At 63.3% G+C, this 21,764-nt stretch carries 16 protein-coding genes; 1 reads left to right on the top strand and 15 read right to left on the bottom strand.

What is annotated here, in order from left to right; genetic code table 11:
- Nucleotides 1-193 precede the first annotated feature (193 nt).
- The 4 genes from PIN01S_RS24305 to uvrD all read right to left on the bottom strand — a co-directional run bounded on the left by PIN01S_RS24305 (nucleotide 194) and on the right by uvrD (nucleotide 5,361).
- Nucleotides 194-1,033 carry a Tim44 domain-containing protein gene (locus PIN01S_RS24305; RefSeq protein WP_084339494.1) on the bottom strand — a complete coding sequence of 280 codons (840 nt, stop codon included), beginning with the start codon at nucleotides 1,031-1,033 and terminating at the stop codon, nucleotides 194-196.
- Nucleotides 1,034-1,150: 117 nt separating this feature from the next.
- On the bottom strand, nucleotides 1,151-1,738 hold the full coding sequence (locus tag PIN01S_RS24300; protein ID WP_084339493.1) for a TetR/AcrR family transcriptional regulator: 588 nt from the start codon (nucleotides 1,736-1,738) through the stop codon (nucleotides 1,151-1,153).
- Between the two features lie 244 nt (nucleotides 1,739-1,982).
- Nucleotides 1,983-3,077, bottom strand: coding sequence for a TRAP transporter substrate-binding protein (locus PIN01S_RS24295; protein WP_084339492.1), 1,095 nt, complete (start codon nucleotides 3,075-3,077; stop codon nucleotides 1,983-1,985).
- A 103-nt stretch (nucleotides 3,078-3,180) separates the two neighbouring features.
- Nucleotides 3,181-5,361 carry a DNA helicase II gene (uvrD, locus tag PIN01S_RS24290; RefSeq protein ID WP_084339491.1) on the bottom strand — a complete coding sequence of 727 codons (2,181 nt, stop codon included), beginning with the start codon at nucleotides 5,359-5,361 and terminating at the stop codon, nucleotides 3,181-3,183.
- A 216-nt stretch (nucleotides 5,362-5,577) separates the two neighbouring features.
- On the opposite strand from uvrD, the gene PIN01S_RS24285 reads away from it, so the two are divergent.
- Nucleotides 5,578-8,451 carry a putative bifunctional diguanylate cyclase/phosphodiesterase gene (locus PIN01S_RS24285; protein WP_084339490.1) on the top strand — a complete coding sequence of 958 codons (2,874 nt, stop codon included), beginning with the start codon at nucleotides 5,578-5,580 and terminating at the stop codon, nucleotides 8,449-8,451.
- Between the two features lie 28 nt (nucleotides 8,452-8,479).
- On the opposite strand, the gene trhP is transcribed toward PIN01S_RS24285, so the two are convergent.
- The 11 genes from trhP to PIN01S_RS24240 form a co-directional block, all read right to left on the bottom strand.
- Complete coding sequence (trhP, locus tag PIN01S_RS24280; protein WP_084339489.1) at nucleotides 8,480-9,841, bottom strand: prephenate-dependent tRNA uridine(34) hydroxylase TrhP; 1,362 nt, start codon at nucleotides 9,839-9,841, stop codon at nucleotides 8,480-8,482.
- A gap of 288 nt (nucleotides 9,842-10,129) precedes the next feature.
- Nucleotides 10,130-11,116 carry a class I SAM-dependent methyltransferase gene (locus PIN01S_RS24275; protein ID WP_084339488.1) on the bottom strand — a complete coding sequence of 329 codons (987 nt, stop codon included), beginning with the start codon at nucleotides 11,114-11,116 and terminating at the stop codon, nucleotides 10,130-10,132.
- A gap of 11 nt (nucleotides 11,117-11,127) precedes the next feature.
- Nucleotides 11,128-11,571: a type III secretion system chaperone gene (locus tag PIN01S_RS24270; protein ID WP_084339487.1), complete on the bottom strand. Its 444-nt coding sequence runs from the start codon at nucleotides 11,569-11,571 to the stop codon at nucleotides 11,128-11,130.
- Nucleotides 11,572-11,984: 413 nt separating this feature from the next.
- Complete coding sequence (locus tag PIN01S_RS26590; RefSeq protein WP_139198646.1) at nucleotides 11,985-12,380, bottom strand: hypothetical protein; 396 nt, start codon at nucleotides 12,378-12,380, stop codon at nucleotides 11,985-11,987.
- On the bottom strand, nucleotides 12,362-12,745 hold the full coding sequence (locus PIN01S_RS24265; RefSeq protein ID WP_084339486.1) for a hypothetical protein: 384 nt from the start codon (nucleotides 12,743-12,745) through the stop codon (nucleotides 12,362-12,364). The genes PIN01S_RS26590 and PIN01S_RS24265 overlap by 19 nt, the downstream gene beginning before the upstream one ends.
- Before the next feature lie 83 nt (nucleotides 12,746-12,828).
- Nucleotides 12,829-13,146, bottom strand: coding sequence for a hypothetical protein (locus tag PIN01S_RS26585; RefSeq protein WP_139198645.1), 318 nt, complete (start codon nucleotides 13,144-13,146; stop codon nucleotides 12,829-12,831).
- 18 nt (nucleotides 13,147-13,164) lie between these two features.
- Nucleotides 13,165-13,461 (bottom strand): hypothetical protein, encoded by a 297-nt coding sequence (locus tag PIN01S_RS24260; RefSeq protein WP_084339485.1) that lies wholly within the window; start codon nucleotides 13,459-13,461, stop codon nucleotides 13,165-13,167.
- Between the two features lies 1 nt (nucleotide 13,462).
- Complete coding sequence (locus tag PIN01S_RS24255; RefSeq protein ID WP_084339484.1) at nucleotides 13,463-18,247, bottom strand: RHS repeat-associated core domain-containing protein; 4,785 nt, start codon at nucleotides 18,245-18,247, stop codon at nucleotides 13,463-13,465.
- Complete coding sequence (locus tag PIN01S_RS24250) at nucleotides 18,244-18,993, bottom strand: DUF4123 domain-containing protein (RefSeq protein ID WP_244506051.1); 750 nt, start codon at nucleotides 18,991-18,993, stop codon at nucleotides 18,244-18,246. The genes PIN01S_RS24255 and PIN01S_RS24250 overlap by 4 nt, the downstream gene beginning before the upstream one ends.
- Nucleotides 18,977-21,139: a type VI secretion system Vgr family protein gene (locus tag PIN01S_RS24245; RefSeq protein ID WP_084339483.1), complete on the bottom strand. Its 2,163-nt coding sequence runs from the start codon at nucleotides 21,137-21,139 to the stop codon at nucleotides 18,977-18,979. The genes PIN01S_RS24250 and PIN01S_RS24245 overlap by 17 nt, the downstream gene beginning before the upstream one ends.
- Nucleotides 21,140-21,223: 84 nt before the next feature.
- A complete protein-coding gene (locus tag PIN01S_RS24240; protein WP_084339482.1) occupies nucleotides 21,224-21,742 on the bottom strand; it encodes an Hcp family type VI secretion system effector in 519 nt (172 codons plus the stop codon).
- Between the last annotated feature and the right edge of the window lie 22 nt (nucleotides 21,743-21,764).

Genomic DNA, 21,764 nt, shown 5'->3' with positions numbered 1-21,764 from the left:
TGTTTTGGGTGAAGGTACTCAGATCGGAAAAGTTGAAGAGATCGCCGAGGTCGAGCAATTGCTGCTGAATAGGCATAAAAAATCCGATACCAGAGAGCTGGTATCGGATTTTCTAGAAACCCCGGCTTGGACTCAAATGCTTAAGTGAACAGCATTAGGGCCATGCCCGGGTTTTTTCGTCTGCGAAGGGGTATCAGCCGTTCTGCCGGATACCCGTCACCAGCCAGGGCTTGTTCTCGCCCTGTTCGCGCTCCATGCGCCAGCTTTCGCTGAAAAACTCGCCCTGGTCGAAGCGGGAGGTCTTGGCCACGCCGGTGAAGGTAAGGGTGGCGATGGTCTTGTCTTCCAGGTCGTCGAGCCCATCCAGGCTCACCTGCAGGTTGTCGATGTAGGTGGACTGGAAGCCGTCGCCCAGGCTGGCGCGCTCCTGCTTGAGGAAGTCGAGCATCTGCGGGGTGACGAACTCGCCGATTTTGTCCATCTCGGCGGCATCCCAGTGCTGCTGCAAGGCCATGAAATGTTCACGGCCGGCGTCCAGGAAGCGCTGTTCGTTGAACCAAGCCGGTGCGTTGATCACCGGACGGGCGTCCGCGGCCGGGGCGGCGCTGCCGAAGATCGGTTGCTGCGGCATGTCGCGGTGCTGCGGCGCGTGGCCGGCCATGGCCGGTTGCTGCTGGCGGCGGGCGGCGAGGAAGCGGAACAGGAGGAAGGCGATCAGGCCGAAGATCAGGATGTCGAGCAGTTGCAGGCCCTGGAAGCCATCGCCGAACAGCATGGCAGCGAGCAGGCCGCCGGCGGCGATACCGGCCAGCGGGCCGAGCCAGCGCGAAGCACCGCTGGCGGCGGCGGGCTGGCGGCCGGCGGTCGGGGTGGTGGCGGTGGTCGAAGGCTGGGTGGCCTGGCGGGTCTGGGTGGTCTGGTGGGTCGGCGTGGAGCCAAAGGTCTTGCCGCCGCCGAGACGCTTGGCGTTGGCGTCGAGGCTGAGGGTCAGGCCGACACACAGGGCCAGGACGAGGCTGAGGAAACGCTGCATTGTTGAGCTTCTCTCTACGTTATTGAAACTTCGCGCGTCATGGTGCCCAGCCCGGGCGGTGACGGCCAGCGGCAGAATGTTTCGGGGTTTTGCCCCGTTGCGCTGGAAGCGAATCGGTCAGGCCGCCGCTTCCTCGCGCAGCAGCAGCGTCAGCGGGCCGCTGCGCAATTGCCGGCGCAGGTGGGCGCGCAGGTCCGCTTCGTCTTCGTCGGGGTGGCGCAGCCAGTGGACGAAGGTGCAGAGGTAGGCGGCGGTCAGCGCGGTCTCCTCGGCGATGCGGGCGAGGTGGGTGGTGTGCCGCTGGGCCGCCTCGCGCCACCATTGCACGGTGCGGCTGACCCGCAGCAGGCCACCCAGTTGCAGGTGGATATGTCCGGGCTCGAGTTTGTAGAGCAGCATCTGGCGGGTAACTGCGCGGTGGGTGGAAAGGCTGGCGAGCCAGGCGACGAGCAATTCTTCCAGGCGCTTGGCCGGACTCAGGACGAGCAGGTCGGTGGCCTTGGCGCGGCGCAGCATGGCTTGGTCGGCGCGGTCGAACCAAGCTTCGACCAGATCGTCCTTCTGCCGGAAGTGCTTGGCGATGGCATCGAGGCCGACGTCCAGGCGGGCGGCCACCACGTAAAGATGCAGGCGTTCCCAGCCAGTGAAGTCGGCGAGGTCGAGGGCGGTATCGAGAATCTGGTCGGCGGTCGGGGCTTTCTTCATTCGGACATACCTCGACGGGGAAGTATGGCCGTTCGTCCGGAGGGCGCGGGCGGAGGCGACAAACGGAGGGACGAGGGCTCTTCCGGGGGGACCGTTGGGCGAATGAATCCGCCCGATCCGGAGCCTGTAGGAGCGAGCTCTGCTCGCGAATGGGACCGCCGAGAAGCTTCGCCAGCAGAGCTGGCTCCTACCAAAGCGGGGCCGGCGCGGCCCCATCGCGAATGAATCCGCTCCCGCAATCGGCTCAACGCCAGTTGTACAGCTCTTTCTCGGTCAACTGGTGCATCGGCGTGACCTGGGCCTGGAAGGCCTGCATCGAGGCCCAGATGCGACCGTTGAGGTCGGATTGGGCGGCCAGTTCGCCGAGGACTTTCTCGGATTCGTCGCGCATCGCCGCCAGCACCTCGTCAGGGAAGCGCTTGAGCAGGGTGCCCTGCTTCTTCAGTTCGTCCAGCGCCAGGGCGTTGTTGTAGACGTAGTCGTCGAGCATGTCCTGGGTGGCGGCGCGGGCGGCTTCGGTGAGGATCGCCTGGAGATCGGCCGGCAGGCTGTCGTAGGCCTTCTGGTTGATCAGCAGCTCGATCACCGCCTGCGGTTCCTGCCAGCCGGGGTAGTAGTAGTACTTGGCGGCCTTGTGCAGGCCGAAGGCCAGGTCGTTGTACGGGCTGACCCAGTCGGTGGCGTCGATGACGCCGGTCTGCAGGGCGGTGAACACTTCGCCGCCGGGCAAGTTGACGGTGGTGGCGCCGAGACGGTTGAGCACTTCGCCGCCCAGGCCGGGCATGCGGATCTTCAAGCCCTTGAGGTCGTCCAGGCTGTTGATTTCCTTGTTGTACCAGCCGCCCATCTGCATGCCGGAGTTACCAGCCGCCAGCGGCTTCACGCCGAAGGGGGCGTAGGCTTCGTCCCACAGGGCCTGGCCGCCGCCGTGGGTGAGCCAGGCGTTCATTTCCGGGGTGGAAAGGCCGAAGGGCACGGCGGTGAAGAACTGCGCGGAGGCCACTTTGCCTTTCCAGTAGTAGGCGGCGCCGTGGCCGATCTCGGCGGTGCCGCGGGAGACGCTGTCGAACACTTCCAACGCGGGAACCAGCTCGCCGGCGGCATAGACCTTGATGGTCAGGCGGCCGTTGCTCATGGTCTTGACCCGTTCGGCCAGGCGCTCGGCGCCGGTGCCGAGGCCGGGGTAGTTCTTCGGCCAGGTGGTGACCATCTTCCACTGGTACGTCTTGGCCTCGGCAGCGGCTTCCTGTTTGGCGGGGGCGGTGTCGTCCTTGCAGCCGGCGAGGCCGAGAGTGGCGAGCAAGGCAGCGGCGGCACCGAAGAGGTGGCGGCGGTTCATCGGGTCTTCCTTATGGCGGTTGGCCCTGGCGGGCGATTTTCTTCTTGTGTCCTTTTCTGGCGGGAGCGGATCGGAGCGCTCCCGCAGAACCATGGGTAGGCGGCTATAGCGCTTCCAGCTTGGCATAGGCAAGCATCAGCCACTTGCTGCCTTCGCTGTCGAAATTTACCTGGACCCGCGCCTGGGCGCCGCCGCCTTCGAAGTTGAGGATCACCCCTTCGCCGAACAGCGGGTGCTGGACGCGCTGGCCCAGGCTGAAGCCGGTTTCGGGAACGGCGGCGCCGGCGAACAGGCTGCCGTTGCTGCGCCCGCCGGAATAGGGCCGGCTGATGCTGTTGGACAGGCGTACTTCCTGGATCAGCGAGGGCGGCACTTCGCGGACGAAGCGCGAGACCTTGTTGTAAGTCTCGCTGCCGTACAGGCGACGGGTCTCCGCGTAGGTCATCACCAGGCGCTGCATGGCGCGGGTGATGCCGACATAGGCGAGGCGGCGCTCTTCCTCCAGGCGACCCGACTCTTCCAGGCTCATCTTGTGCGGGAACAGGCCTTCTTCCATACCCACCAGGAACACCAGCGGGAACTCCAGGCCCTTGGCGCTGTGCAGGGTCATCAACTGGACGCTGTCCTCGAAGTCGCCGGCCTGCTGTTCGCCGGCCTCGAGCGAGGCGTGGTCGAGGAAGGCGGACAGCGGCGTCTGGTCGTCCTCGAGTTCCTCGTTGTCGAAGGCGCGGGCGGCGCTGACCAGTTCTTCCAGGTTCTCCACCCGGGCCTGGCCTTTCTCGCCCTTCTCGTCGCGGTGGTAGGCGAGCAGGCCGGAGTCCTCGATCACCCGTTGGGTCATGGCGTGCAGCGGCAGGCCCTCGACCTTCAGAGCGAGGGTATCGACCAGTTCGACGAAGGCGTTCAGCGCGCTGGCGCCGCGGCCGGCGATGACCTTGGTGCCGACCGCCTGGTGCAGCGCGGCCCACATCGACAGGCCCTGGCCACGGGCGAATTCGCGCAGGGTCTCGACGGTTTTCTCGCCGATGCCGCGCGCCGGCACGTTGATCACCCGCTCCAGGGCGGCGTCGTTGTGGCGGGTGTGGATCAGCCGCATATAGGCCATGGCGTTCTTGATTTCGGCGCGTTCGAAGAAGCGCTGGCCGCCATAGATGCGGTAGGGAATCTTCTCGCGCAGCAGCGCCTCTTCCAGCACCCGCGACTGAGCGTTGGAGCGGTAGAGGATGGCGATTTCGCTGCGCGCCATGCCGTCCTTGATGGCCCGCTCGATGCCTTCCACCACGTAGCGCGCTTCGTCGTGCTCGTTGAAGGCGGCGTAGAGGGCGATGGGCTCGCCTTCGCAGCCTTCGGTCCAGAGTTCCTTGCCGAGGCGGCCCTGGTTGTTGGCGATCAGCGCGTTGGCGGCCTTGAGAATGCAGGCGGTGGAGCGGTAGTTCTGCTCCAGGCGGATAGTCTCGGCGTCCGGGAAGTCGCTGGAGAACTGCTGGATGTTCTCGATCCGCGCGCCGCGCCAGCCGTAGATCGACTGGTCGTCGTCGCCCACCACCATCAGGCTTTCGCCACCCTTGGCCAACAGACGCAGCCAGGCGTACTGGACGGCGTTGGTGTCCTGGAATTCATCCACCAGCACGTGGCGGAAGCGCCGCTGGTAGTGCTCCAGCAGGCCGGGTTTGTCGCGCCAGAGATCGAGGGCGCGCAGCAGCAGCTCGGAGAAATCGATCACCCCGGCGCGGGCGCAGGCCACTTCGTAGGCTTCGTAGATTTTCAGCTGGGTGGCGAGGAACAGGTCGCCGCCGGCCTGGATGTTCTGCGGGCGCAGGCCCTCATCCTTCTGGGCGTTGATCCACCACTGCGCCTGGCGCGCCGGCCAGCGCTGCTCGTCGAGGCCGAGTTCGCGGATCACCCGCTTGACCAGGCGCTGCTGGTCGTCGGAGTCGAGAATCTGAAAGTTCTCCGCCAGCCCGGCTTCCTGCCAGTGGGCGCGCAGCAGCCGGTGGGCGAGGCCGTGGAAGGTGCCTACCCACATGCCCATGGGGTTGATGCCCAGCAGTTGCTCGATGCGCTGGCGCATCTCGGCGGCGGCCTTGTTGGTGAAGGTCACCGACAGGATCGAGTGCGGCGAGGCGTTCTCGATCTGGATCAGCCAGGCGATGCGGTGCACCAGCACACGGGTTTTGCCCGAGCCGGCACCGGCCAGGACCAATTGACGTCCGACCGGGGCGGCTACCGCCTGGCGCTGGGCGTCGTTGAGGGAGTTCAGCAGGAGGGAGAGATCGTCGCGCATCGCGGCATTCTAGGGGGCGGGGCGGACGGGGGCAAACCGGGGCGACGGTCAGGCACGCCTACCGCTCGTCGGTGGGTCGGAGGGCTCTGGAGCGGTAATCCCATCCTAAAGATGGGGAAAGCGAGGCGATTCCGCCCCATCGGTGGTATTGGGCAGTCACTGGGGGTCGGGTATGCTCCCCCGACGCCCTAGGCAATCACTACAAGAAAAGCGCCTATGACCGCCACTTTGAATTGTGCCGTTTCAGAGTCGTTCGAGGACGACGAGCAGGCGATCCGCCGGCAGTTCGCCGAGGATATCGCCATCGAGCGGACGCGCCTGCTCTACCAGGGTTCCTGGGTGCCGACGTTGTTCATGCTGCTCAATGGGCTGGCCTGCGCCTACCTGCTGTGGGGGCCGTCGTCCGGGCTCGCGCTCGGCGGTTGGCTGGTCTGGCTCGTGCTGCTGGCCTTGCTGCGGCTGGTGCAGGTGGCCGCCTTCAATGCCGCGCTGCCTTCGCGTCAGTCGCGTCCGCACTGGCGGCGGATGTTCCTCGGCGGCGCCGCGCTGTCCGGCCTGACGCTCGCCTATGCCGTCGTCGTGCTGGTGCCGCAGGATGCCTTCATCCAGCAGGCCCTGCTGTTCGGCTTGATCGCCGCGGCCATTCTTTCCGCCAGCGTCGCCTATGCCGTGAGCCTGCCGGCGTTTCTCAGTTTCGCCTTGCCCTGTCTGGTGCCCAGCATCGGCTACCTGCTGCTCAGCGGGCACACGATGCTGCGTGGCTGGGGCCTGCTCGGGTTGATCCTGCTGGCCGCGCTGCTGGTGGTGGCCTGGCAGGTCAACCGGCTAGTGCAGAGCAGCCTGATGCGGCGCTATCACAACCAGGCGCTGATCGAGCACCTGGAACATGCCCGCCTGCAGGCCAACGGCCTGAACCAGGAGCTGGCCCGTGAGGTGGAGCAGCGCCGCCGCGCCGAGCGCGACCTGCGCCGGGCCCATGACGAACTGGAAATGCGCGTCGCCCAGCGCACCTTGGAGCTGGACGAAACCAGCCACGCCCTGAGCAAGAGCGAGGCGCGCCTGGCCCTTGCCCTGGAGGCCAGCGAGCTGGGCCTGTGGGACTGGGACCTGGTGAGCGATGAAGTGCACCATTCGCAGCTCAAGGAAATCTTCGGCATCGAACCGGGCGAGACCACCGTGCTGCGCGATCTCAAGCCGCGCCTGCATCCCGAGGACCTGCCGCTGTTGCGCCGGGCTCTGGTGGAGCACCTCAAGGGCCGCAGCGACGGCTATGCCATCGAGTACCGCGTACGCCATGCCGATGGCCGCTGGGTCTGGGTCGAGGATCGCGGCCGGGCAGTGGAGCGCGACGCCGAAGGGCGGGTCACGCGCATGCTCGGCACGCGCCGCAACGTCAGCGCGCGCAAGCTGCGCGAGGAAGAGCAGCGTCTCGCCGCCACCGTGTTCGAAGCCGCCAGCGAGGGCATCTTCATCCTCGATCCGGATTACCGCCTGCTCGCCGTCAACCAGGCGTTCAGCGAGGTCACCGGCTATCGCCGCGAAGAGGTGCTTGGACGGGGCGTGAACGCACTGGTCGCCAGCCGTGAGGCGCGCCGGCAATACCAGATGATCCGCCTGGAGCTGGAGCAACATGGCACCTGGCAGGGCGAACTGATCGAGACGCGCAAGAACGGCGAACTCTACCCCCAGTGGCTGCAGCTCAACGTGGTACACGACGGCCGCGGACGGGGCAGCCATATCGTCGGTTTCCTTTCCGACCTGTCGGCGCGCCGCGAGGCGGAAGAGCGCCTGCGCTACCTCTCCCATTACGACGAACTGACCGGGCTGGCCAACCGCACCCTGTTCAAGGAGCGCCTGCACGAGGCCAGCCAGCGGGCGCGGCAGAGCGGGCGCAGCCTGGCGCTGCTGCACATCGACCTGGACCGCTTCAAGCTGCTCAACGACAGCCTCGGCCATGAGGTCGCCGACCAGTTGCTGCGCCAGATGGCGCGCCGCCTGACCCAGGCGGTACCGGAGGCGGACACCCTGGCGCGGCTCTCCGGCGACGAGTTCGCCGTGCTGCTGGATACCTACGGCAGCCTCTCCAGCCTCGCCCGGCTGGCCAGCCGCCTGCTCGCCAAGCTGCGCGTGCCGATGGACATCGGTGGGCACGAACTGGTGGTGAATGCGTCCGTCGGCATCAGCCTGCTGCCGGAAAACGCCCGGGAAATCTCCGCGCTGATCAGTCAGGCCAATATGGCCATGCAGCACGCCAAGCACCTGGGCGGCAACACCTTCCAGTTCTTCACCGACAACCTGCAGGCCTGCACCCTGGAGCGCCTGCAACTGGAAACCCAGTTGCGCAAGGCTATCGACGAGGGGCAACTGGAGGTCTACTACCAGCCCAAGCTCAACCTGCTGGACGACAGCGTGCACGCCGCCGAGGCGCTGGTGCGTTGGAACCATCCACAGCTCGGGCTGGTGCCGCCCTCCGACTTCATCGGCCTGGCCGAGGAAACCGGGCTGATCGTGCCGCTCGGCGAATTCGTCCTGCGCGAAGCCTGCCGCCAGGCGCGGGAATGGCAGCAAAGCGGGCTGGCGGACATCCGTGTCTCGGTGAACCTCTCGGTGCAACAACTGCGCCCCGGCAACTTCACCAGCCTGGTGCGCCTGGCCCTGGATGAGACCGGCCTGCCGCCACATCTGCTGGAACTGGAGCTGACCGAAAGCCAACTGCTGGACAACGTGGAGAACGTCATCAGCACTTTCCGCCAGTTGCGGAGCCACGGGGTGAAGCTGTCAATTGACGACTTCGGCACCGGTTACTCTTCGCTCAGCTACCTGAAGCGTTTTCCGGCCGACTACGTGAAGATCGACCAGACCTTCATCCGCGACCTGTCCGCCAGCGGGGAGGACGCCGCGATCACCCGCGCCATCATCGCCATGGCCCACAGCATGGAACTCAAGGTGGTGGCCGAAGGCGTGGAGACCCAGGCGCAACTGGACTTCCTCAAGCTGTACCGCTGCGACGAGATCCAGGGCTACCTGGTCAGCCGGCCGGTGCGCGCGGAGGCGTTCGCCGAGCTGCTGAAGGAGCAGGCAATGATCTGAACGCGGCCTGCCGGCGTCGTGGGGCGACTTAGCCGCGCGTGGTAGCGCCATCCTCCAGATGGCGCATCAGCAGCGCGTGGCGCAGGTCCAGATCGCCCGGCAGCGGCAGGTACAGGGTATGCCCGTCGCCTGGCGCCAGCGCCGTGCGCTCGCCGTTGCCTTTCTCCAGGGCGTCGAGGGTGAAGTGCACGTTGCCCTGGGGCGTCATCAGTTCCAGGCGGTCGCCCACGGCGAAGCGGTTCTTCACCTTGACCTCGGCCAGGGCGCCCCGGCGTTCGCCGGTCAGCTCGCCGACGAACTGCTGGCGCTCGGACACGGACGTGCCGCGCTCGTAGTTCTGGTACTCGTCATGCACGTGCCGGCGCAGGAAGCCCTCGGTGTAGCCGCGGTGGGCGAGGGATTCCAGGGTGTCCATCAGCGAACGGTCGAACGGCCGCCCGGCCACGGCGTCGTCGATGGCCCGGCGATAGACCTGGGCGGTGCGCGCCACGTAGTAATGGGATTTGGTGCGGCCCTCGATCTTCAGCGAATGCACGCCCATTTTCGTCAGCCGTTCCACGTGCTGCACGGCACGCAGGTCCTTGGAGTTCATGATGTAGGTGCCGTGCTCGTCTTCGAAGGCGGACATGGCCTCGCCCGGACGGCCGCTTTCTTCGAGGAGGAACACCCGGTCCGTGGGCGCGCCCTGGCCAAGGGTGGGCTCGATCTGTGTTGCCGGGATCGGTTGCCACTGCCGCACCGCCGGCACGATGTCGCCCAGCTCGTTCTCCTGCGCTTCCTCGGCCTTGTATTCCCAGCGGCAGGCGTTGGTGCAGGTGCCCTGGTTCGGGTCGCGTCGGTTCATATAGCCGGACAGCAGGCAACGCCCGGAATAGGCCATGCACAGCGCGCCGTGGACGAACACCTCCAGCTCCATGCCCGGCACCCGCTCGCGAATCTCGCCGATCTCCTCCAGCGACAGCTCACGCGACAGGATCACTCGGCTCAGCCCCTGGCGCCGCCAGAACTCCACGCTCGCCCAGTTCACCGCGTTGGCCTGCACCGACAGGTGCACCGCCACGTCCGGAAAATGCTCGCGCACCAGCATGATCAGCCCCGGATCGGACATGATCAACGCATCCGGCGCCATCTCCACCACCGGCTTCAGGTCGTCGAGGAAGGTCCGCAGCTTGGCGTTGTGCGGCGCGATGTTCACCACCACGTAGAACTGCTTGCCCTGCCCGTGGGCTTCGGCGATCCCCAGTGCCAGGTTGGCGTGGTCGAACTCGTTGTTGCGCACCCGCAGGCTGTAGCGCGGCTGGCCCGCATACACCGCATCCGCCCCGTAGGCGAAGGCGTAGCGCATGGACTTCAAGGTGCCGGCGGGAGAAAGAAGCTCAGGAGCGTGCATCGGAACGGGGCTCTGCGTGGCGAAGAACCGGACACTCTAGCGGACCAATCCAGGCCGAGTATTGAGCTGCGGCAAGAAAAATGGCGTTTACCGGGCCCTGCGTTCCGAACCAGTAGGGGCGAATTCATTCGCCCGGCAAGGGTGGGTTTGGGCGAATAAATTCGCCCCTATACATCTGGTCCGGCTTTTTGTAGGAGCGAGCTCTGCTCGCGATTGGGCCGCGCAGAATTATCGCCAGCAGAGCTGGCTCCTACGAAAGCGGTTCAGCGATTGCGCAACCTGTCGGGATCACGGCTTGGTCGCGACGATATAGACCGAATGCCAATACTTGCCATCGGGATGCCCGGGCATGCTTTTCTGCTCCATGACATCGCCCATTTCCCGGGTGTTCTTTTCGTAGCTCTTGCCGTCCCCGGCCTGCAGCTTATTGCCGACGCATTCCACCGAAAGGCCGGCGTTCTTGAACATCTCCAGCATCTGCATGTCCGACCTCAGCGCGAGCGTGCTGTTGGCGTTGGTCTTGCTGAAGTGCTCCTCGCCGTAACAGGACAGCACGACTTTCCCGCCCGAGGCCAAGGTCGTATGGATACCTTTCAGGGTGTCCGCCAGCTCCTCGTCCGACAGATAAGGCGCCACGGCCTGCATGACGACAAGATCGGCACTGTTTTCCTTGACCTTGCCCGCGGAAAAGGCCTCTTGGAAGGTCCCCGAGAAGGTCGCCAGACGTTCGGGATTCTTCAACACCGAATCGCCGCCCTTGACCTTCTCCTCGATGAACTTCGCCGATTGCGGGTCTGGGTCCAGTGCCAGGATGCTCGCCTCCTGGTACTTCTTGCCGAGCTGCACCGTTGCGCCACCATGGGCGGCGCCGATATCGACGATGCTGTTCGCCTTGTCGGGTAGCAGATCGTTCTGGAAAGCCCAGGACACCGACGCGGCCACCGCGTTGACCTTCATCCGGTCGTAATCCATCAGCTTGCCGGTGGTTTTCTCATACAGGCCCGCGATACCGGTGTAGATGCCGCGTTGGAACAGCATGTTGCCCGGTGGCAGGCGGCTGGGGTCAGCACCCATCGAGTGCTTCGCGAAATCGTCCCGCCGGAACGCGGGGGCGCCGGCATTGGTATTGCCGAGGAACTTTCTCTCCAGTTTTCCCAACGCCTTGTTCCAGTCTTCACTGGCGCTCGACAGAGGCCGCGCGGCGTGCGGCGCATGCAGGCTCGTGGCGACGGCCACGCTGCGGAAGATGTTGCCGATCGAACTCATCCCGACCATGACATGCGCTCCTACGCCCTGGGTTGGAAGGCTTGCGCCGTGGCCGGCCGGATGCGCCCTTGCGCTTGCGCCAGCCGTTCGCGCAGCAGGCGGGCCGTCGAAAAGGCACGGGCGATCCGATCATTGAAGGCGGAGAGGTCCAGCGTGCGAGCCTCGACCCGTTTGCAGTACAGGAAGGTGTCGTCATCCACGTCATAGGCAACCGCCCCACCATTGAGACAGGCCACCTCATGGTTGAGCGTCAGCGCTGCCGCCAACTGATACGACTGCCCCTCGGCCAGCAACCGCGCGATCCGGACCGTGAGGGCGAACACCTCGCCTTCCGCATCCGTGCAGGTAATCGTCATCTCCTCCCGGTCGGGGCCTGCAAGCACCCAACGATCCGGCACCTCCGGGACCGGCCGAGCACCCAGTTGCACGGGGCTGATGCGCAGCCGCTTGCGTTCGATTTCCATGGCAGTTCCTGTAGGCATCAATGCGCCCAGCCATGCCGGCCAGGCGGATCATCTGTTCTTGTTTTGGCGCCAAGCGATACCGATCCGCCGAATTGCTGAACCGAAAGGCAATCCCGCGTTGCTCGACATACGAACCATGAGTGACGTCACGGTTGGAAGTGGTTCCATGGTGCTGGGCGGGAGGGGGCGAGAATTGGCTCGGAAGATGGGCCATTAGAAACGGAGAGTTACTGAGGGCGAAGATGACAGGACAGTGCGCGGTAGAATTGAATTGGCTGGATTAGCTCGGCAGAAATTCCAGGCACTTTGATCTTGTTAGGCATAAAACCTTTTCAAATATCCATTTTCCTCTACGTAGGCGCTAGCTAAAAAAGGCGGGTTAATTATCTAAAAAGATATAGGTTAATGAGTCTTCATTTTTTGGATATATCTTTAGCTAGAATAAAATTTTGAGCGTCTCTGATTCTATGTATGGCCTCTGTGATTGAATTAGCTTGGTCACAGTATAAAGGATTTTCCCAGTCGGATTCTTTTACTACATGTATTTGAAAACATCCGTCAGGGTCAAATGACGGATACCATCCAACATCTAGAAGAAAATTTCCTTCATAGGATATTTGCAGCATGTCCTCCTTCAGTGAGTACAAGTCGCTCCTAAAGTCAACCAACCGTGCAAGTAAGCTAAAATCATCAAACTCGATTTGGCCTTCAATAAATTCTAGTGTCATTTTCTGGTCGGATTTTGATTCCGATTCCCCGTTTGAGATAACTATATATACCCTGAAAGAGTCTATAAAGATTTTATCCATTTCATGAAATAATCTTTTTGCTCGTCAGGGTTCTGAACTATATTTTCCTCTTCAGGATCAAAAATATTTACCAAGTTTTCTCTAAGTGCTTGTTTGCCTAGTGTGAGCTCATAAGCTAAAAGCCCTCCGGCCATTTGAGAAGTCATTCTCGAAGGGTATACATTGAGTTTGGCTCCTTTACATAGAAACTTTATGTCTGGAAGCTCTGCGCGGAGTTTTGAAAAGCATTCAAATAAATTGCTTCCGGTGAAGCTTGTTTTGTGTTCGTCTAAGTTTATCTCAATCGTTATAGGGTCATCATCGTAAAATAGCTTGATCTTATTTTCCGAGCTTTCCCTGATTATTTTTATTTCTGCACTCTTCATTTTGTCTTCTGTTTGGGTTGGAATAAATATTCAACATAGCCCCCATCTGGATTCAAAGGGGAGTTACGCCATGCGAGGGCTGTTTATGTTGAAAAACTCGGATTGAATATTTTTTGTCCCTTGCATGGAGAGAGATCAAAAATACCGAGTCTGGACTCTTGATTTAAGTATTCTAAGGCGGCTTCTACAGTTGAGAACTCTCTTATTTCTTCGCGTAGATAGTCTTCGATATCAATTTTCGAGTCGAATATTTCACTAATGTAGGTTTTGTAAGCTGCTCCATATTTTTGAATTCCCATAGATAGCCAAACAGTCTCGTTGTTTTGTGTGACTTTGCCCCTGACTCCTAGCTGTTTTCCAGACGATAGCCATTCGAAAATCTTTTTATTATCAATGCTCATGAATTTTTTATGCGTTTTTCATGATATCGGCTTCCAGAACTCCATACCATCCAGATATCGCTCAATATCATCCATATCATCGTCATCTAATGAGCTGTCAAATCTTTCAGTTATTATGCGGCGAATCTTCGCTAGTCTGGCGGTTACCATCTGTTGGTCAATAAAGTCAGTGGTTGCTTTTTCGTAAGCCTCTTTGGATTTATCAGAGTAGTAGCTGCCAATTTTGTGCAGCGAAATCAAGATAAATTCAATTTCTCCCAATACCTCCAAGGCTTCTTCTCCAGGGATAGATATAGTCTTGTTTTGCTCAAGCATGCTATTTTCTCCTTGTAATTTTGGCATTTTTAAGCTCAAGATCACCTTTGATCGTCAGCTCTAAGGTTCCATACCTGGGATTCTTAACCCATTCTAATCGTGACTTTGGAACATCTGTTTCAATGTAGTCACGACCTCTGCCTTGGCCAATTTGGTATTTTTCTTCTGCTTCTTTCTGGTTCAATGGTTTCTTGTTGGTGCTCTCAACATAAATTCTATTGTTATCCTGGGCTCGAATAACCCCTTCCTGCTCAATCCCATTTGAGCCCCTTCTGTTCGTGTAGTGCCGTACGCGGATGGTCTCTTCAGCATTAGGTGTTGGCGCCGGAGCGGGTGCTGTAGGTTCACCTTTATCAACCTTCGCCTGCCTAACCTCATCTTTGTGCCCACTGGCAGGCTTGGTTCTATCTCCGCCCGGACAATCCTCCTTCACCCCAGCCAACCCCAACGGATCAACCCACCCCGTGGGATTGTTCACGTACTGGTAGTTGTTCAGCCCACCCGCGAGTTTGATCGGGTCGGGGGTGAGGAAGCAGCCGGTGTTGGGATTGTAGTAGCGGTGGCGGTTGTAGTGCAGGCCGGTTTCGGCATCGAAGTACTGGCCCTGGAAGCGCAGGGGGTTGTCGATGTCGGCGATTTCCACCTGGGCGACGTTGCCGTAGGCGCGGTATTTGACGGACCAGAGGATGTCGCCGCCGGGGCTGGTGAGTTCCTGCGGGGTGCCGAGGTGGTCGAGCTGGTAGTAGCAGGGCTGGGCCTGCGGGCCTTCGCCCTGGAGCAGGGCCAGGGGGCGGAAGGTGCCGGGTTCGTAGACGAAGCTACGGTAGTGGCCCGGCGCGCTTTCGGCGATGAGGCGTTCGCCCTGCCAGAGGAACTCGGTGGTGCGGCCGTCCAGGGTCTTGGCGATGCGCCGGCCGAAGGCGTCGTAGCGGTAGTGCACTTGGCGGCCGTCCGGCAGGGTGGCGCCGATCAGGCGGTGCTGGGCGTCGTAACGGTATTCGGTGACCAGCTTGTGCCCGGCGCCGCGGCGTTCGCGGATGAGGTTGCCGAAGGCGTCGTAGTCGAAATGGCGGTCGCCCTGCATGAGCAGGCGGTTGCCCTTGACGTTGGCCATCCCGGAGTTGGGGGTGCCGCTCTGCGCCAGGAGGGTGCCGGCGGGGTCGTGGACGAAGCTTTCCGGGGTGTCGCCGCGCACCGCGACGAGGCGGTCCAGCGGGTCGTAGTGGAAGCGCTTGCTGCCCTTGCGTGAGTCGTCGATGCCGGCGAGGTTGCCGTTGGCATCGTAGCGGTACTGGCGTTGCAACAGGCGGCGTTCGTCCTGGTGCACGCGGTGGGCGAGCAGGCGGCCCTGTTCGTCGTACTGGTATTCGCTGAGCAGCACACCCTGCTGGCGGAACTGCTCGCGCCCGCCGGCGGTGAACTGGTGGGCGGTGAGCGGCTGGCCGTTGAGCTGGATGGCGGCCAGGGCGCCACCGGGCTGGTGACGGTAATCCAGGCGGCTGCCGTCGGGCAGGCGGCAATGGCTGAGCTGGCCGAGGGCGTCGTAGGCGTAGCGCAGAGTGGCCCAGCCCTGGTGCTCCTCGATCAGGCGGTCCTGCAGGTCATAGCGGTAGGCCAGCGGCCACTGGCCGTCGTCGACACTGACCAGCCGGCCGAGGCCGTCGTAGGCGTAGTGGACCTGCTCGCCGTCCGGCAGGGTCTTCACCAGCAGGCGGCCGGCGCTGTCGCGCTGGTAGGTGGTGACCAGCTCGCTGCCGTCGTCGCCGAACTCCTTCTTCTCGACCAGCCGGCCCTTGAGGTCATAGGCGTAGGCGGTGGTGCGCCCGTCGAAGGCGGTTTCCTGCTGGATCAGGCCGTTGGGGTAATAGTCCAGGCGGTAGTGCTCGCCGCGCTCGTTCTCGATCTCGGTAAGCAGCAGGCGGGCGTTGTCGTAACGGTAGCGGAGCTGGCTGCCGTCCGGGTTGATGCGGCGGCTGACCAGATGCAGGCCGTCGGCGTATTCGTAGCGGGTGACGCGGCCGAGTTCGTCGCGCTCGGCGGTGACCTTGCCGTAGGCGTTGTAGCTGTAGGCGCGGGTGGCGCCGCCGGGCAGGGTGACTTGGGCCAGCCGGCCGACGGCGTCCCACTGGTACTGGGTGATGGCGCCGTTCTCGTCCTGGCGGGTGATCTGCCGGCCGAGGGCGTCGTAGCGGTAGCGCCGCTGGCCGCCGTTGGGCAGTTGCTCTTCGATGAGCTGGCCGTGGGGGTTCCAGGCGAGCTGGTGGCAACTGCCGTCCGGGTGGTGGATTTCCCGCACGCGGCCCTGGGCGTCGTAGACGTAGCGGGTGGTATGGCCGTGCGGGTCAGTCTGGGCGGTGATGTCGCCCTGGGCGTTGCGCCGGTACGTCCAGGTGGCCTGGCCCCGGCTGACGGCGCTGACGAAGCCGTCACGGTATTCGAAGACGGTGGGCTCGTCTTCGGCCGGGATGATTGCGGTGAGGCGGCCGGCATCGTCGTAGCGGTATTCGGTGAGGGCGCCGAGCGGGTCCTGCTCGGCGATGAGCTGGCCTTTCTCGTCGTAGGACTTGAGCGTTTGGGCGCCGTCCGGATCGACCTGTTTGATCAGCCGGGCGTTCTTGTCGTGGACGTAGACTTCCTCGCTGCCGTCGGCGTTGATCACGGTCACGCCGCCCTGGTCGTCCCACAGGTAGCGCGCTTCCATCTGCTGGAAGTTGGCCCAGTGGCGCACGCAGCGGGCCATCTTGCCTTCGCCCTGCCACTCCCAGTAGAAGGCCGCGTGGCCGGCCAGTTGGCGTTCGAGGATGACGTTCTGGGCGTCGTAGCGGTAGCGCTCGGCTTCGCCCAGCGCGTTAGCGGCCTCCAGCAACTGGCCGGCTTCGTTGTAGCGGTAGGTCGCCAGGGTCTGCACGGTCTGCCAGCAGGCTTCTTCGTTTTCGGCCGGGCGATAGACCTGGTAGTCCACCGCGGCGAGGTGCTTGCCTTCGTAGCGCAGCAGCAGGGCGCGGCTGGATGGACTGCTCAGGCGGCGGATGCGGCCGAGCAGGTCGCGGCTCAGCTCCAGGCGGTTGCCGTAGGCGTCGCTGATGGCGATCAGGTAGCCGCCGCCGGTATCGCGGCGGAAGTGGTAGAAGCGCGGCGTGTCGCCGGCTGCCGCGAGGATCAACTCGGCCGGGTCGTCGCCCAGGTAGATGGCCGCGCGCGACAGCCGGTTGGTGATCGCCGGGCGCTGCGCGCTGGGGATCGGGAAGACGGTGCGGCGGTTCTCGTGGTCGATCCAGACGAGGCTGTCGTCTTCCTGCACCAGGCGGTGCGACAGGCTGTGGCTCCATCCATAGCCCAGGCCGCTGTCGATCTCGGCGGCGCTGGTGCGGTAGAGGCGGGTCCAGGGGAAGGGCAGCAGGCCGTCGAGTTCGCCGTCGGTGAGGGTGAGCAGTTCCTCGCCGGTGACCATGGAGACCGGGCAGTTGTTGGTGCAGGTGTTCTTGGCGCTGTCGGCGGGTTTGTCGTTGGGCGTTTTCGCTGTCGTCGAAACATCGTCGACCTGCGGGGCCTGGCTCACCCGGGTGTTCTGAGTCTTGCCCCGCTTGATGCCCAGCGTGTCGGGCTCGACCTGGGAAATGCCCTGGGCCGGGCTCTGGATCTGCACGGTCGCTTTCTTCGAGCTGTTGACCAGCACTTCTCCCCGGGCCGCCAGTGGCTTCACCGTATCGGCATGGGCGCTCAGCGCGTGGCTCTTGCTCAGGTCGATCAGCGTTTGCAGGGCTTTTTCGAGCAGCGCCGCCGCGCCGTTGCCGACGGCCTTGGTCGCCTTGACCGAGAGCCGCACGGCCAGGCCCGCGCCGCCGGTGAGCACGATGCCGAGCAGTATGTCGAGCAAGAGCCCGGTGGCGAACTGGGCGATGATTTCCGCCACGGTGGTGGGCGGCAGGAGTTGTACCCAGCAGACCACGGCGGAGGCGTAGAGGAACATCAGCGGCTCGTCACTGACGATCATCAAGACCCGTTGCATCAGCTCCTTGGCCTGGGCCTTGAGCTTCTGGAAGTCGGCCTCGGAGATGAACTGCACCAGCTTGTCGTAGTACTCGTCCAGGTGGGTGAGGATGTGGAACAGTTTCTTGACGTCATCCCAGAGCGACATCAGGGCCTTGCCCATGCCGCTCATGAAGGCGTCGTTGATCTGGGTGAGGCGGCGCGGATCGTTGACGGGCGCCAGCGCTCGCCACTGGGCGGCGATGGTGCCGTTCCACTCGCTCTGCAGCCAGCCGTGGAGTTTGTCGATCACGCCGTCGTAGGAGGCGTAGAGTGCGTCGATTTCGCCCTGGCCGACCTTTGGGAAGAAGCGGATGCGGTACTGGCTGTTTGGCAGGCAACCGCTGATCTGGCCCATGCCGTTGGCATCGAGAACGCCGGAAAACGTCTGCGGCTTTTCGCCGCTCAGGCTGGCCAGGAGGGAGATTTCCTGCACCGCTTCGTAGGGCGTATTGCCGATCGGGACGAAGTTGACCGAGTCGAAGGCGTGCAGCAGCTTGAGCTGCGCATTGGCCGGGCAGGTGGCATATGTCTGGACTCTGCCGTTGTCGTCCTTGTCCCGCTTGAGTTTGATCTCTTCGCCGATGCTGAACTGCTGCTGGGCGTCCAGCGCCCAGCCGGTGAGCAGGCTATCGGCGAGCCCCTTGTAGCGCTCCATGCTGTTCTTCTTGAAGTTCGCGAGGATGCTGCCTGCATCCGGCTCCTCCGCGGACAAGCCGTGAAGCATGAACGAGCCGTAGAGAACCGAGCTGATCATAGGGACAATTCCTTTTCCAGATGGGCTTTGAACAGCCCGGCAAGCGTGTCTTCCGTGTACGTGGCGTGCCGCATGAAGTGTTCGGTCTTCAGCCGCAGATTCGTTTCGGGAAAGGCGAAATACAGGTCGGGATGGGTCTCGCGCAGCCACTGCATCAGGTTGTCCACCAGCGGTGCGGGGTCCTCGGCGCTGAGCTTGGCGAGCAGGTCCGGCGGTACGTCCCACCAGGGATAGGGGCGGCTTGGGCCGAGGACGGGTAGCTCGACGGTCAGGTCGCGGCCGTTGATCCAGTAGCGCTCGAACACCGGCAGCAGGTCGCCCGCCGTGCCGCTGAGGTGAGTGAGGATCGGGGCCAGGTGGCGGCCGTCCCAGTAGCGGAAGAACACTTCGCTGCCGTCGGGCATGCGCACCTGGGTCAGGCTGCGCAGCCAGTCGCGGACGACGGTCGCCGGGTAGGGCGAGATCGCCAGCCAGCCCCAGTCGCGCTCGGTCTGTTGCTCGATCCAGTCGAGGAAGAGGCTGTCGGCGCGGAGTTCGCCGAGGAAGGGCATGACTTCCTGCCAACCGGCATAGGGCGTGCCTTCCCAGATCGGCAGCAGGGGCGCGGCATCGGCCTGGCGGTAGTAGGTCGGTAGCGGGTCGGCGTCGCTGGTATTGCCCAGCACCACGTAGAGGTAGCGGCTGGCGTCATGGGGCTGGTCTGCCAGCCATTGGCGTGGGGTCAGGGCATCAGAAGGTGTAGACACAGGCGCCGTCCTTGCACTTCACGCACTCCTCGCAGAAGGGGGCGTTGCGTTTGAGGGTCTGGATCTGCGGGAGCGTCAGGACGTAGCCCGCTTTGTCGTTGTCCGCGGCTTTCGATTGGCCGGGCAGGGCGGGGCTGGCACCGGAGCCTTTGCCCGGGCTGCCGCCGGAGTTCATCTTGATGGTCGGGCCGGTGAGGGTGACGCCGCTGCCGTCGAGCTTGAGCCAACTGCCGCCGCCCTTGAGGGTCAGCTCCGAGCCAGCCTCCAGGACCACCTTGACGCCGCTGGACAGGTGGATTTCCTGGCCGGCTTTGAGGAATTGGCCGGTGCCGATCTTGATGTGCTGGTTCTGCCCGATCGTGAGGTGATCGTTGGCCTTGAGTTCGGTCTTGCGGTCGAGGTGGGTGATGCGGTGTTCCTCGGCCTTGAATTCGCTGTAGGCGTTGGCCTCCACCGTGTCGTGACGCTCGTGGCCGACGCGGATGGTCTGGTCGTGCTCGATGTTCTCGTCCCAGTCCTTCTGGGCGTGGATGAAGATTTGCTCCTGGCCCTTCTTGTCCTCGATGCGCAGCTCGTTGTAGCCCCCGCCGCCCGGCGTGCTGAGGGTCTTGAAGACGCTGCGGGTTTTGTTCGCCGGCAGGTCGTAGGGGACCTCGTGCTCCTTGTGGAACAGGCAGCCGGTGATCAAGGGCTGGTCCGGATCGGCTTCGAGGAAGGTGACCAGCACTTCCATGCCGATGCGCGGGATGGCGACGCCGCCGTAGCGGTCGCCGGCCCAACTGGAGGAGACGCGCAGCCAGCAACTGGTGTGCTCGTCGGTCTGGCCGTGGCGGTCCCAGTGGAACTGGACTTTCACGCGGCCGTATTGATCGCAGTGAATCTCCTCGCCGGCCGGGCCGGTGACGACGGCGGTCTGGCTGCCGAGGATGCGCGGCTTGGGATGATCCAGTTGCGGACGGTAGAAGACGTCCCAGGGGGTGGCGGTGAAGTGGTTGCGGTAGCCTTGGGTGAAGTTGGGATCGGTGTTCGGGCTGGAGTCCGCCCCCTCACCCCAACCCTCGGCTTTGGCATCCTGCGTCGCTCTACCTCCTGCATCCATGCAGTCGTCTCCCCAGAGGGGCGAGGGAGTCGAACCGAGTGGGTTCGAGGCAGTGATGCTCTCTTCCAGCACCTGCGGTTGTTTGCCCCAATGGGTGAGGGCGGTGAGCAGCCAGAGGTCGTTCCAGTTGGCCCGGGGGTGGTCGGTCAACGCAAGGAAGTGGCCGGTGACCAGGCTGGGCTGGTCGCTGTGGCCCTCGGCGAGCTGGTAGTCGGCGCGGTGGCGTTCGAGGGCGCGCTTGGCCAGGTGCTTGCCGCGGGTACGGTCGGTGAAACGGCCGGGGTAATCGTAGTCTTCCAGGTCCGGCTTGGCCTCGCCCTTGGAGGCGGCTTCCAGCTGCAGACGCGGTTGTTCGAAATCGTAGTCGCGGCGGGTGACGCGGCTGGGGCGGGTTTCCATGCGCACGCCGAAGCGCTTGATCACCGGCACGTCGGCGACCAGGCCGCTGTCCTGTTGGTAGGCCACCGGGGCGAGCTTGGGGAAGACGGTCTGGTCGTCGCCGAACACCAGCAGGTGGCCGCCCGGGCTGTGCTGGAAGTGGTAGGACAGGCCTTCCTCTTCGCAGAGGCGCTGGACGAAGTGCAGGTCGGTCTCGTCGTACTGCACGCAGTAGTCGCGCTCGGGGTAGACGGTGGGGCCGAGCTGGAAGCGGTAGGCGTTGGCCAGGATGCCGTGGTCCTCGAGGACCTGGGCGATGATCTGCGGCACGGTGAGGTGCTGGAAAATACGCTGGTTGGTGCGGTGGGCCAGGTAGGTCAGCTGTGGCACCAGGCTCAGGCGATAGCGGGTCAGGCGCTTGCCGGACTCGCCCTGGGCGATACGGTGGATCAGGCCGTGGACGCCACTGCCATCCGGGGCGAAGGCGAGGAAGGCAGGCTTGTGCAGCAGGCTTTCCAGGTCCAGGTCGGGCTTTTCGCTGACCAGTTCGAGGTCGAAGCGGTAGGGCCGGTTGAGGGCTTCGCGGCCCCGGAATTCGAGGACCTGCAGGTCATGCTGGACGCCGTCGATGGCGAGGCTGAAGTGGGTTTCGTTGGCCGGGTTGAACATGTCCGCTGTCCTTGAGATCCATTTCCACCGGAAAGACATCGGCCAGGACAGTCCTGGCCGATGTGGGTTGCTGCGGGCGATCCCTTAGGCGGAGATCGGCGCACGCCAGTCGTCGGAGCCGGAGGTGCCGGAGACCTCGTGGGTCCAGACGATCTTGCGGTAGGTGAAGTAGACGTCTTCCAGGTGCGTGAAGTGGGCCATGTTCGGGTCCTGGCAGTTCGGCATGCGCGACTGCACGTCGACGATCACGGCGTCTTCCAGTTCGATGGTGAAGTAGTGCTCCTGGGTACCGGTGGAGGAGGTGCGGTACCACTCCAGACGGCACTTGTTCAGACGCTCGCCGGAGGTCAGGGCGTTGAAGATCAGCGGGGAGGACTTGTCGAAGACCTTGGTGATCATCAGCGGTTTGTGCACGCGCTGGCCGGTGGGCTGGCCGGACTGCGGGTCGCGGGGAATGATGACCTGGTGGTTGTAAGCCTGGACCAGGATCTGGTCTTCATGACCTTCCTGGAAGATGTTGCCGACCGAGTCCTCGGTGAAGGTGCCAGCGGTGATCAGACCTTGTTTGGTGCCTTCGAGGGACAGGTACGCGGGTGTTGGCATGAGAGCTCTCCTTGCCTTGGGT

Origin of the sequence: Pseudomonas indica NBRC 103045, assembly GCF_002091635.1 — a bacterium.
In the GTDB taxonomy this organism is placed as follows: Bacteria; Pseudomonadota; Gammaproteobacteria; order Pseudomonadales; family Pseudomonadaceae; genus Pseudomonas_M; species Pseudomonas_M indica.
The sequence above is the reverse complement of the archived record's forward strand: the minus strand, read 5'-3'. Positions and strand labels throughout refer to the sequence as shown.